The 12,188-nt window shown below is 64.5% G+C and carries 9 protein-coding genes and 1 pseudogene; 4 read left to right on the top strand and 6 right to left on the bottom strand.

All coding sequences use genetic code 11. The features are described 5' to 3' along the window. Positions 1-7: 7 nt before the first annotated feature. Together LB523_RS01650 and LB523_RS01645 are read right to left on the bottom strand one after the other, a co-directional pair. Positions 8-1,060, bottom strand: a complete 1,053-nt coding sequence (locus tag LB523_RS01650; RefSeq protein WP_095769807.1) for an ABC transporter substrate-binding protein — start codon at positions 1,058-1,060, stop codon at positions 8-10. Then, positions 1,057-2,202: an ABC transporter ATP-binding protein gene (locus LB523_RS01645; RefSeq protein ID WP_224600678.1), complete on the bottom strand. Its 1,146-nt coding sequence runs from the start codon at positions 2,200-2,202 to the stop codon at positions 1,057-1,059. The genes LB523_RS01650 and LB523_RS01645 overlap by 4 nt, the downstream gene beginning before the upstream one ends. Positions 2,203-2,485: 283 nt before the next feature. On the opposite strand from LB523_RS01645, the gene LB523_RS01640 reads away from it, so the two are divergent. The 3 genes from LB523_RS01640 to LB523_RS01630 all read left to right on the top strand — a co-directional run bounded on the left by LB523_RS01640 (position 2,486) and on the right by LB523_RS01630 (position 6,467). After that, positions 2,486-3,874 (top strand): PLP-dependent aminotransferase family protein, encoded by a 1,389-nt coding sequence (locus tag LB523_RS01640; RefSeq protein WP_224544944.1) that lies wholly within the window; start codon positions 2,486-2,488, stop codon positions 3,872-3,874. Between the two features lie 4 nt (positions 3,875-3,878). After that, the gene (locus LB523_RS01635) at positions 3,879-5,123 is read left to right on the top strand and encodes an NAD(P)/FAD-dependent oxidoreductase (protein WP_224600677.1); all 1,245 of its coding nucleotides are present in this window, start codon (positions 3,879-3,881) and stop codon (positions 5,121-5,123) included. Positions 5,124-5,261: 138 nt separating this feature from the next. Continuing rightward, positions 5,262-6,467, top strand: a complete 1,206-nt coding sequence (locus LB523_RS01630; protein ID WP_224600676.1) for an ROK family transcriptional regulator — start codon at positions 5,262-5,264, stop codon at positions 6,465-6,467. Positions 6,468-6,490: 23 nt separating this feature from the next. Here LB523_RS01630 and LB523_RS01625 read toward each other — a convergent pair whose 3' ends face one another. From LB523_RS01625 to LB523_RS01615, 3 genes are all read right to left on the bottom strand, one after another. After that, positions 6,491-7,783, bottom strand: coding sequence for a PQQ-dependent sugar dehydrogenase (locus LB523_RS01625; RefSeq protein ID WP_411966432.1), 1,293 nt, complete (start codon positions 7,781-7,783; stop codon positions 6,491-6,493). A 40-nt stretch (positions 7,784-7,823) separates the two neighbouring features. After that, a complete protein-coding gene (locus LB523_RS01620; protein WP_224600674.1) occupies positions 7,824-8,276 on the bottom strand; it encodes a DUF2231 domain-containing protein in 453 nt (150 codons plus the stop codon). Positions 8,277-8,417: 141 nt separating this feature from the next. After that, the gene (locus LB523_RS01615) at positions 8,418-9,794 is read right to left on the bottom strand and encodes an aspartate aminotransferase family protein (RefSeq protein ID WP_224600673.1); all 1,377 of its coding nucleotides are present in this window, start codon (positions 9,792-9,794) and stop codon (positions 8,418-8,420) included. A gap of 204 nt (positions 9,795-9,998) precedes the next feature. Here LB523_RS01615 and LB523_RS01610 point away from each other — a divergent pair. Next, positions 9,999-11,157: pseudogene (locus LB523_RS01610) on the top strand (NAD(P)/FAD-dependent oxidoreductase). On the opposite strand, the gene fghA reads toward LB523_RS01610, so the two are convergent. After that, positions 11,114-11,947: an S-formylglutathione hydrolase gene (fghA, locus tag LB523_RS01605; protein ID WP_224600672.1), complete on the bottom strand. Its 834-nt coding sequence runs from the start codon at positions 11,945-11,947 to the stop codon at positions 11,114-11,116. The pseudogene LB523_RS01610 and the gene fghA sit on opposite strands and share 44 nt — an antisense overlap. Between the last annotated feature and the right edge of the window lie 241 nt (positions 11,948-12,188).

Raw genomic sequence — 12,188 nt, 5'->3', positions numbered from 1 at the left:
CGCCTTCCTACTGAGCAAGCCAGGCGTTGAAGCGCTTGACAAGGTCCTCGCCATAGTCGCCCCAGAACTCGGTGTCGGCGACGAGATAGGCGCCGGCGAGATGATCGGGAGCATTGGGTAGCTTCGGCAGCGCGTCGGGTGCGACGAAGGAAGCCGCGTCGGTGCGCACCGGCCCATAGGTGATGTAGCTTGCGAGCTTGGCGTTGTTCTCGGGCTTGCTGATATAGGCGAGATATTTGTAGGCAAGCTCCGGATTGCGCGCGCCCTTCGGAATGCTGATCATGTCGTATTCGAGGATCTGGTTGTTCCAGACGATCTTGAACGGCTTCTTGTCGGTGTCGATCGCGTTCTGGATGCGGCCGTTCCAGGCGGTGGTCATCACCACTTCCTTGGAAGCGAGAAGCTGTGCCGGCTGCGCGCCGGCGTCCCACCAGACGATATCCTTCTTGATTGTGTCGAGCTTCTTGAACGCACGGTCGACGCCTTCCGGCGTGGCCAGCACCTTATAGACGTCGGCGGGTGCGACGCCGTCCGCCATCAGCGCCCATTCGAGGTTCTGCGCCGGGAACTTGCGCATGGCGCGCTTTCCCGGGAATTTCGTCGTGTCGAAGAGGTCGAGGACCGAGGTCGGAGCTTCCTTCAGCACGGTCGGGTCATAAGCAAGGATATCGCCGTAAGCATCGAGGCCGACTCCACAATCCAGCGCCGAGCCTTCGATGAATTTGTCGCGCGGCCCGATCTTGGAATAGTCGAGCCGCTCGAGGATGCCGGCGTCGCAACCCTGCAGCACGGTCGCGGTCTCGACCGTCACCAGGTCGATCGGCACATTGCCGGTCTCAACCATCGCTTTCACCTTGCCGAGATCGCCGAGATATTCCTGTTCCAGGATTTTTGCTCCGGTCTCCTTGCTGAACGGCTCGAACCATGCCTTGCGCTGCGCATCTTGCCAGGCGCCGCCGCTCGCCATGATCGACAATTCGTCCGCGAAGGCGGCGCCGGCAATGCTCATGCAGGCCGTGGCGGCCGCGAGCGAGAGTAGTCGTGTTCTCAATTGTGTCATTGCATTTTCCCCTGTTTTGGAATGGCGCCGCCCGTTCCGGCATCGGCCGGGAAGGCGCGGCAATCGTTGGGCGCGCAGGAGACCGTCACGGTCTCGCCGTTCGCCATCGTCGCTTCGGGGCCGACCTTGACGGTCAGCACCTGGTCGTTGGCGAGCCTGGCCACCAGGCGCAGGTGATCGCCGAGATAGATGCGTCCATCGACGGTCGCCGCCAGCGCGTTGCCGCCACTGGCGGCAGCCGACAGGCTGAGCCGCTCGGGCCGGACGGCGACGTGGCAGGCGGCGCCTTGCGTCACCCCGACCGCCAGCGCGTTGATCTCGCCGCCGCCGCTCAGCCGGACACGGCATTCCTGGCCTGAAACGCGGTCGACCACGCCTTCCAGCGTGTTGTTCTCGCCGATGAAGCTCGCCACGAATGAGCTTTGCGGGGTGTTGTAGAGATCGTCGGGCGAGCCCAGCTGGACGATCCCGCCATTGTTGAACACCGCGACGCGGTCCGACATCGTCAGCGCCTCGCTCTGGTCGTGCGTGACATAGACGATGGTGACGCCGAGCATGGTGTGGATCTGCTTGATTTCGAGCTGCATATGCTCGCGCAATTTCTTGTCGAGCGCGCCGAGCGGCTCGTCCATCAGCACCAGGTTCGGCTGAAAGACCAGCGCGCGGGCCAGCGCCACGCGCTGCTGCTGGCCGCCGGAAAGCTGCGTCGGGCGGCGGTCGCCGAATTGCTTCAGCCGCACCATGTCGAGCGCGCGGCCCACACGGGCCGCGATGTCGGCCTTGCTCACCTGGCGGACGGAAAGCGGAAAGCCGACATTCTCCTCTACCGTCATATGCGGGAACAGCGCATAATTCTGAAACACCATGCCGATATTGCGCTGGTAGGGCGGCAGCCGATCGACCGGCTGGCCCTCTAGCGTGATCGTGCCATGCGTCGGTCGCTCGAAGCCGGCGAGCATATTGAGCGTGGTGGTCTTGCCGGAGCCGGATGGGCCGAGCAGCGTCAGGAACTCGCCGCGCGCGACGGCAAGGTTCATCCGCGTTACCGCGAAGCTGCGTCCGTCATAGGACTTCTCGACGTCGGCGAATTCGACAAAGCCTTGGTTGGCGCTTGCCGACACGACGGTCTGGCCGGCGCTCATCGCGCGCCTTCCCGGCTGCCGCGGGGCGATTCGGTCTGCTGCTTGCGATCCATGCCTCGTCCTCCCGGAACCGGCCCGCTGAACAGGAAGCGTCCGGCTTGTATGATCACACAATAAGGCTGAAAGCGACCATAGATGCAGACAACTTTCACCGTCAAGCGCAAAAATGCGGCATTGTGTGATAATTTTGATCGGATTGAGTCCGTACAACCTCTATTGTATGGATCGTTGTCTTATGCTAGATGCCCCACAAGTGAGACGTCAGCCGCAGTTCGAATCCCTCATGCTTGAAAATCTTCGCCTCACCGAGGATGAAAGTCCGGTCTATCGCCGTCTTGCCGACGCGATCGCCGAACGCATTGCCGCGGGCACGCTTGCCGTCGGCGACCGGCTGCCGCCGCAACGCGAGATCGCCCGTGCATTGGGCATCAATGTCACGACCGTGACGCGGGCACTGTCCACCTTGCAGGAGCAAGGCTTGCTCGAGGCGCGCCCCGGGCGCGGCACCACGGTCGCCGCCCGCGATATTGTCGAGCGTCCGGGATTCGTGTCGGCGCCGAGCGACCAGAGCGGCATCGTCGATCTTTCCGTCAACAGGCCGCCCACGTCAGCCTATCTCGACGCCGTCGCGGCGCTGATGCCGCGCCTTTCCAAGGATCGCCACTACGCCTCGCTGCAGGATTATCATCCGCCAGAGGGGCCGCTTTGGGGCCGTGTCGCGGTCGCCGATTGGCTGAAATCGGTCGCCGGCGATGGCGATCCCGGCCGCGTCGTGCTCGCAGCCGGCGCCCAACACGGCCTCGACTGCGTGCTCGGCGCCGTCACCAGGGATGGCGAAGTGATACTTGCCGACGAGGTGACCTATCAGGGCATCAACGCGCTGTGTCGCGTCCATGGTCTCGATCTGCGTGGCGTCGCGATGGATCGCGGCGGCATGCGTCCGGATGCCTTCGAGGCAGCTTGCGTTCAGCTCCGCCCCCGTGCCGTTTTTCTGGTGCCGACACTGCACAATCCAACGACGATCACGCTGAGCGAGGAGCGCCGGCATGAATTGGCGGCCGTCGCACGCCGTCACAACGTGCTGATCATCGAGGACGACGTCTACCGTCCATTGGCCGACGATCCGCCGCCCTCCTTCGCCAGCCTCGAGCCGGAGCTGACGATCCATCTCGGCGCATTGTCGAAATGCCTAGCGCCCGGCCTGCGCCTCGGCTTCGTCATCGCCCCGCGCCCGATCGCCGGCCAGGTCGCCGCGGCACTCCGCATCAATTGCTGGAGCATCAGCCCGCTCACGGCGTTGATCGGCGCCAGGCTGATCGAGGAAGGGGCCGCCGCCCGCATCATCGACATCCAGAAGCAGGAGTTGCGCCAGCGCCAGGCGATCTTGAGCGAAATCCTCGGCCGTTTCGACGTCCAAAGCAACCCGATCTCGACGCATGCCTGGCTGCGCCTGCCCGAGCCCTGGCGTGGCGCCGGCTTTGCCCGCACCTGCCTGGAGCGCGGCGTCGCCGTGCTGCCGGGCGACGCTTTCGCCGTCGGGCGCGAGCCGGTGCAGCACGGCGTGCGCATCAATGTCGGCGCGGCGCGATCGCAGGAGGACCTGCGTTCGGCGCTGACCATCATGGCCGAGCTGCTCGCCGCTGGCCATCTGCAATTGCCGGGCTTCGTCTGAGGCCATGACCTCCGCGCCGAAATCAGTCGAGATCGCCATCATCGGCGCCGGCGTCGTCGGGCTGGCTACGGCCCTGCGCCTTGCCGGCGAAGGACGCGAGGTCCTGGTCATCGACCCGAACGAGCCCGGCTCGGGCGCTTCGTTCGGCAATGCCGGCACGATCGCCGAATATGCCTGCATGCCGGTCGGTAATCCTGGTGTGCTGCGCGCGCTGCCGAAACTGCTGCTCGATCCCGACAGCCCGTTCTCGCTGCGCTGGGCAGCACTTTTCCAGCTCGCGCCATGGCTGGTTCGCTTTGTTCGCCAATCGCTGCCGGCGGCAACCCGAGCCAATGCACTGGCGCTAGCCGGCCTGCTCGCCGAAGCCCTGCCGGCCTGGGGCGAAATGGTGCAGGAGGCCGGGCTTCAGGATCTGATGCGCCGAAACGGCTGCCTCTATGTCTACCGCCGCGACAGCGATTTTGCCGCCTCCGAGGGCGGACGGGCTTTGCGGGCCGAACTCGGCGTCCATCAGCAGGTTCTGACCGCCGATGAGGTGGCCGCGCTGGAGCCGCGGCTCGCGGCGTTCGAGGCTAAAGGCCTCTATTTCCCGGATTCGATCAATGTCAGCGATCCTAGGACGGTGATGGCGCGGCTGGCGGCAGCCGCTGCCGCCAAGGGCGCTCAATTCATGCGCGCGAGCGTGACCGGTCTCGCAGCGGGTGCCGGCGTGCGGCTGAGCGGCCCAGGGCTTGTCATCGCGGCGCAAAAAGTGGTGATTGCGGCTGGCGCGCGATCCCGCCCGCTCACGGCCCAGGCCGGCGACCGCATCCCACTGGACACCGAGCGCGGCTACCATCTGGAGTTTCCGACCACGGCACCTTTGCTCAACCGCCCGGTCTGCCCGGTCGATCTCGGTTTCTATATGACGCCGATGGACGGCAGGCTCCGGGTTGCCGGCACTGTCGAGCTCGGCGGGCTCAATGCGCCGCCCAATCCGCGCCGGCTGGCGCTGCTCGGTCGCGGCGTGCGGCAGTTTTTCCCCGACATCGGCAAGCCTTCGTCGCAATGGCTGGGCTTCAGGCCCTCGCTGCCGGACTCTCGCCCGGTGATCGGACCCTCGACGAAATCGCCTGATGTGATCTATGCCTTCGGCCATGGCCATCTGGGGCTGACGCTGGCCCCGGTGACAGCACGCTGGGTCGCCAGCTTAATCGCCGGCCGATCCCTGCCATCGGCCGCCGATTTTTCCGCGGCCCGTTTCGGCTGAACGGCCGAGCCCGGCAATCGATTCCGATATGTGAAATGCGAGCCTGTGGACCGGCCTAAGCTTTCGGCCAGCCGATAATCAAATCAACTTGATTTTCTAAAGTGGCATTCTAGGGTTGCCGCGGCTGGTAACTATCTCATGATCCCCAAGAAAGCCATCTCCGGCACCAATCTCGAGCAGGCGAAATCGCACAACCGGCGTGTGGTGATCGAAGCGATCCGCATCAACGGCGCGCTGTCGCGGGCGGCGATCGCGAGGCTGACGGCGCTGTCGTCGCAGACCATTTCCAACATCGTCGAGGAATTGGAAGCGGCCGGGCTGCTGCAACCTGAAGCAACGCTGAAAGGCGCGCGCGGCCAACCCGCCGTCCCCTACTCGATCAACCCCGATGGCGGTTATTCGATCGGCCTGCAGCTCGACCACCAGCTGGCCGTCGGCGTCGTCACCGATCTCTCCGGCACCGTGCGCGTGCGCATCGAGAGAGATGTCGACCGCCCAACCCCCACGCAGGCCATGCCGCTGCTAGCCGCGATCTCGAGCGACCTGATCGCAACCAGCCGGCTGGACCGCACCAGACTGCTCGGCATAGGGATGGCGATGCCCGGGCCGTTCGGCGTCGAAGGCATGACTTCGGTCGGGCCGACCGCCCTTCCCGGCTGGCAGGACTTTCCGGTGGCCGAAGAACTGGAACGCCTGACCGGCATCGCCGTGATCGTCGAGAACGACGCCACAGCGGCGGCAGTAGGCGAGCGGCTTTATGGCGTTGCCCGCAAGCTCGACAGCTTCGTCTATCTCTTCATCGGAACAGGCCTCGGCGCCGGCCTCTTCCTCGACGGCCATCTCTACAAGGGCAGCCGCCACAATGCCGGCGAGATCGGCCACATCATCGTGAGGCCCGGCGGCCTGCCCTGCGACTGCGGCAAGCGCGGCTGCCTGGAGCGCTACGTCTCGCTGCGCGCCGCTTATGACAAGCTCGACCTGCCGGATCCGGACCATGCCTCACCCGACCTGCTGGAAGAGCTTCTGGCAACCGGCGACAGCCGCTTCGAAGCATGGCTCGCAGAGGCGGTCGAGCCGTTGCGGCAGGCGATCGACGTCCTTGAAATGGCGCTCGACCCCGAGACTGTCGTGCTCGGCGGCTTCATGCCGCTGCCGGTGATCGAGGCACTGGCCGGCCGGCTGGAACCGCTCCATCTCTCGGTGAGCTCGACCAGCGCCCGTACCACGCCGCGCGTCGTGGTCGGCGCCGCGGGAAAGGACACATCCGTCCTCGGCGCCGCGGCCCTGCCGATCTTCTCGGAAACCAACCCGCAATTCGACGTGCTGCAGAAGCCGGTCGGCTGATACGTCGGCGTTGAGCCAGGTTCCTACGAGGAACCGGGTGCCGCAGCGGTCACCCGCCACACCGTGTTGCCGACGTCGTCGGCGATCAGCAGCGCGCCGGATTTATCAACGGCAACACCGACCGGGCGGCCCCTCGCCTCGCCCTTGTCGTTGAGGAAGCCGGTGACGACATCCTGCGCCATGCCGTTAGGATGCCCGCCGCTGAACGGCACGAAGACGACCTTGTAGCCGTTGAAGCGGGAGCGGTTCCAGCTGCCATGCTCGCCGACAAAGGCGCCGCCGCGATAGGATTGCGGCAGGTTGTTCGCGGTATAGAAGGCAAGCCCGAGCGGCGCGACATGCGAGCTCAGCGCGTAGTCCGGCGGGATGGCCTTCGCCACCATGTCCGGACGCTGCGGCATCACGCGCGGATCGACATGCTGGCCATAGTAGCTGTAGGGCCAGCCATAGAAGGCGCCGTCCTTCACCGAGGTCATGTAATCCGGCACCAGGTTCGGCCCGAGCTCGTCGCGCTCGTTGACAACCGTCCAAAGCGCCTTGCTTTCAGGTTCGAACGTCAGGCCGTTGGGATTGCGCAGCCCGCTGGCGAAAATGCGCGAGCGGCCGGTGGCGCGGTCGACCTCCCAGATCGCAGCGCGGTCCTTCTCGGCCTGGATGCCGTTCTCGGTGATGTTGGAGTTCGAGCCGACGCCGACATAGAGCAGCGAACCGTCTGGGCTCGCCACCAGGCTCTTCGTCCAGTGGTGATCGATCGGCCCGCCCGGCAGTTCCGTCAGCACCTTGCCCGGCGCCGTGATCTTCGTGTCGCCCGGCTGATAGGGATAGCGCATGATGGCATCGGTGTTGGCGACATAGAAGTCGTTGCCGACCAGCGCCACGCCGAAGGGCGCGTTGAGATGGTCGAGGAACACGCCCTGGTAATCCGGCTTGCCGTCGCTATTGGTGTCGCGCAAGATCGTGATGCGGTTGCTCGGGCCGGTGTCGCCGCCGGAGGTGACCCAGCTTTCGACCAGACCCATGACGATGTCCTTCGGCCGCTTGACCGACGCTTCTTTCGGTGCCTTGGACTCCACCACCAGGATGTCGCCATTGGGCAGCATGTAAACCGAACGCGGATGCTGAAGCCCCTTGGCCATCGCCTCGATCTGCAGGCCTTGCGCGACCGTCGGCTTTTCGTCGTTTTTCCAGCCGACCACCGAGGCCAGATGCATCGGCGGGAATAGGTATTGCTTTATCTCCGGCAGTTTCGGATTTGGGCCGATCTGCGCGCTCGGGTCGGTGTTGTCGTCGCTGCAGCCGGCAACGCCCAGGATCATTGCGTAGCAAAGCGCCGCCGTCGTCCATTTGATTGCGCTGTCAAGTCGTCTCATCGGCCACTCCTACATGATGGCGATAGACTAGCGCCCAGCCAAGCCAGCCGGTGAAGATTAGGATGACCACCACCAGCGCCGACAAGATCAGCCCGGTCGGCACGACGGACGTCCAGGCGTCGCGCGTGTGAACGAGCATGTTGAAGAAGGACAGCACGAGCACGACGAGGTTACCTCCCATGTGCAGCCATGCGGTCGGCTGAGCGCGTATCCTGCGGTCCCCAAGAAAGTCGGTAAGTCCTGCAATGGCGGCCAGGATGGCGACAATGACACCCACGGTCAGCAGCCAGGCCGAGAAATTGGCCCAGGTCATTTCCGCTGTCCGCCAGTAGGCAATATCGGTGAGCAAGGTCCCGACGAAACAGGCGATCGGGATGGTGACAAGCATGGGATGGATGGGATGGCCGGCAATGCTCGCCGTGGATTGCGGATTTTCCATACGGAAGCTCCTTTCCGCGCTGCAGCTTGGATGTAACAGCGCAAAAAGGCGAATGTTCCGCCGGAATTTCTCGCGCTCACCGGAAGGTGAACGTCGATTATCAGCCCGCAGGCTACCGCTGGCTAGGCCTTCGCGGCTTGGTCAGCTCCGCGGGTGGACCTGCGGTATCGCCTCGTCGAGCGAGCGCTCGAACGCATCGACCAAGGCATCGACCTGCGCCTCGGTGATGATCAGCGGCGGACAGAAGGCGATCGCGTCGCCCATATTGCGCGAGATAACGCCGTTCCGCTGCAGCAAGCCATTGACCAGCGCGCCGAGCGCTGCCGGCTTGCCCCAGGGAGCCTTGGTTGCCTTGTCGGCGACGAGCTCGACGGCGGCGATGAGACCGACGCCGCGCACCTCGCCCACCAGCGGATGCGAGGCGAGTTGGCTGAGTCGCGCCTGCAGATGCGCGCCGACCTTGCGCGCATTGCCGACCAGGTCGCGCTCCTCGATCAGCTTGATGTTCTCCAGCGCCACGGCGGCTGCGACGGGATGACCGCCACCGGTGAAGCCGTGGCCGAAGGTGCCGATGCGGTCGCTCTCGTCGGCGATCGGCTCGAACACACGATCGTTGATCAGCAGCGCCGAGATCGGCAGGTAGGACGAGGAAATCTGCTTCGACAGCACCATGATGTCTGGCTTGATGCCGAAGGTGTGCGAACCGAACATCTCGCCGGTACGGCCGAAGCCGCAGATCACCTCGTCGGCCACCAGCAGGATGTCGTGTTTCGCCAGCACCGCCTGGATCTTCTCCCAATAGCCGGCGGGCGGAACGACGACCCCGCCGGCGCCCATGATCGGCTCGCCGATGAAGGCGGCGATCGTTTCGGGACCCTCGGCAAGGATAAGCTTTTCCAGCTCCTCGGCGAGTCGCGCGGAATACTGCTCCTCGCTCTCGCCGGGCTCGGCGTCGCGCCAGTGGTGCGGTGTCGACGTGTGCAGGATATTGGCGATCGGCAGGTCGAAGGAGAGATGGTTGTTGGGCAGGCCGGTCAGGCTTGCCGACGCGATGGTGACGCCATGATAGCCGCGCTTGCGGCTGATGATCTTCTTGCGCGCCGGCTGTCCAAGCGCGTTCGATCGATACCAGATCATCTTGATCGCAGTGTCGTTGGCCTCGGAGCCGGAATTGGTGAAATAGGCCTTGTTCATCGGCACCAGCGCCATCTGCACCAGCTTCTCCGCGAGATCGATCAGCGGCGAATGCGCCTTGGAGCCGAAGTCGTGATAGAAGGGCAGCTTCGACATCTGTTTTGTCGCCGCTTCGACCAGCCGCTTTTCCGAGAAACCGACGGCGACGCTCCACAGGCCCGCCATCGCCTCGATGTAGCGGTTGCCGGCAATGTCCTCGACATAGATGCCGTCGCCCTTTTCGATGATCAGCGGACCGGTTTCCTGATGCTTGCGGGCGTTGGTATAGCCATGCATGTGATAGCGGATGTCGCGGGCTTCAGGCGAATTCGGTGTGGCGTCCATCGTGATGGCTCCTGTGTGCAGGCGTCAAAGCGGAAATAGGACCGCTCCTCTGATCGAGAAGTCCGAAGATTCCGCCTTGCATTGTGGCGGTTGATGCCTCATCGCGCTGGCTGATCGCAAGAGCCGCGACGTCGGGATCGATAGCGCCAACAAGCTTCGGCCTGTCTCGGCAATGATATAAGTGACGCGCAGCAGGATCAGGACGTGGAGCAGGTCGATTGCATCATCGCGGGCGCCGGCGTGATCGGTCTGGCGATTGCGCGCAAATTGGCGGCGCTTGGCCTCGAAACCCTGATCGTCGAAGCGGCGGACGCCATCGGCACCGAAACGAGTTCGCGCAACTCCGAAGTCATCCACGCCGGCATCTATTACCCGCAAGGTTCGCTGAAAGCCCGGCTCTGCGTCGCCGGACGCGATATGCTCTATCGCTACTGCGCCGACCGTTCCGGTCCCTCATCGCCGCTGCGGCAAGCTGATTGTTGCGACGGACGAGACGCAGGAGCCGGCGCTGGCCGCCATTCGCGCCAACGCCGCGGCCTGCGGTGTCGATGACCTGCGCTTCCTCACCGCCGAGGAGGCGCAAGCGCTGGAGCCGGCGCTGCATTGCACCGCAGCACTACTCTCGCCCTCGACCGGCATTGTCGACAGTCACGGGCTGATGCTTGCCCTGCTCGGCGATGCCGAGGGGAGCGGCGCAATGCTCTCGCTCAACACCCGCATCGTCTCCGGCCGCGTCGAGCCCGGCCGCATCGTGCTGCGGACGATGGATTGCGCAAGCGGCGCAGAGTTTGAGATCGCCGCACCGCGTCTCATCAACGCGGCCGGTCTCGGCGCGGTCGCGCTTGCCGGCTCGATCGAAGGCTTCGGCCTGCAATTCCTGCCGGCGCTTCGCTACGCCAAGGGCAATTATTTCTCGATTGTCGGGCGGGCGCCGTTTTCACATCTGGTCTATCCCGTGCCCGAGCCTGGCGGCCTCGGCGTCCATCTGACCCTCGACCTTGCCGGCATCGCCCGTTTCGGGCCTGATGTCGAGTGGACGGACTCGGTCGACTATCGCGTCGATCCGGCGCGCGGCGAGCGCTTCTATGCCCAAATCCGCAAATACTGGCCCGATCTGGCCGACGACAGCCTGCAGGCAGCCTATAGCGGCATCCGGCCGAAATTGTCAGGGCCGGGCGACGCCAACAGCGACTTCGTGATCCAGGATGCCGCAACGCATGGCATCGAAGGCCTTGTCAATCTGTTCGGCATCGAAAGTCCCGGCCTGACCTCCAGCATGGCGATCGCCGACCATGTGGCGCGCGTCCTGACGCCGAAAATCACCCAAGGCAGCGGGCATGCCATTTCAGGTGATCGTCCATGAAGGTCGAGATGAAGTTGTAGGAATGGTCGTAGCCTTCCTGCATGCGCAGGGTGAGGTCGATCCCTGCCTTCTTGCAGGACTCTTCGAGCAGCCATGGGCGGAGGCCATCCTGCAGGAAGCCGTCCGCCGTACCCTGGTCCACCAGGAATTCCGGATATCGCTTGCCGTCCTCGATCAACAGTGTCGCGTCATAGGCGCGCCAGGTCTTTTCGTCCGATCCGAGATATTTTTCGAAAGCCGGCCGCGACCACCCGGCCGTCGACGGCTGCACGATCGGCGCGAAGGCCGAGCAGCTCCGGTAGCGCTGCGGATTCTTGAGCGCGATCGTCAGCGCGCCATGTCCGCCCATCGAATGGCCGAAGATGGCCTGGCGTGACATGTCGGCGGGGAAGTTGGCGGCGACGAGCGCCGGCAGTTCCTCGGCGATATAGGAATACATCCGGTAGTTCTTCGCATAAGGCTCTTGCGTCGCATCGAGGTAGAAGCCGGCGCCGCAGCCGAACTGCCAATTGTCCTTTTCGTCCGGAACGTCGGGTCCGCGCGGGCTGGTGTCGGGACACACGACGACCACCCCGAGCTCGGATGCCATCCGCCGGTACTCGCCCTTGTCCATGACATTTGCGTGCGTGCAGGTGAGGCCCGACAGGTACCACAGGACCGGGAGCCGCCCGTCCTTGGCTTGCGGCGGTACGAATACCGCAAAGGTCATGTCGCAGGCGCAGCCTTCGGAAGCGTGCGAATAGACGCCCTGGATTCCGCCATGCGATTTGGAGATGGAAACGACCTTCATCAGCCCTGCCTCTCTCGGGAAAATCTCAATCCGGCATAACCGCCGGTCGGAGCCTGCGCAACCGTACGCTTGGCAAAACTGTCGAGGCGATGGAACAGCCCGGCGCTCGTTAGCCCCGCCGGAGCAACAGCGGCCTGTGCCACCGCCCATCGATGCATCGCCGAGGGGAAGACGCGCGTTGCACGTCCGATTATCTGAACGCCCTTTTGGCTTTCCTTGTTTGAGGTCGTCGGCCGCGGGA

The sequence above is a fragment of the Mesorhizobium sp. ESP-6-4 genome (assembly GCF_020164735.1).
Lineage (GTDB): Bacteria > Pseudomonadota > Alphaproteobacteria > Rhizobiales > Rhizobiaceae > Mesorhizobium.
The sequence above is the reverse complement of the archived record's forward strand: the minus strand, read 5'-3'. Positions and strand labels throughout refer to the sequence as shown.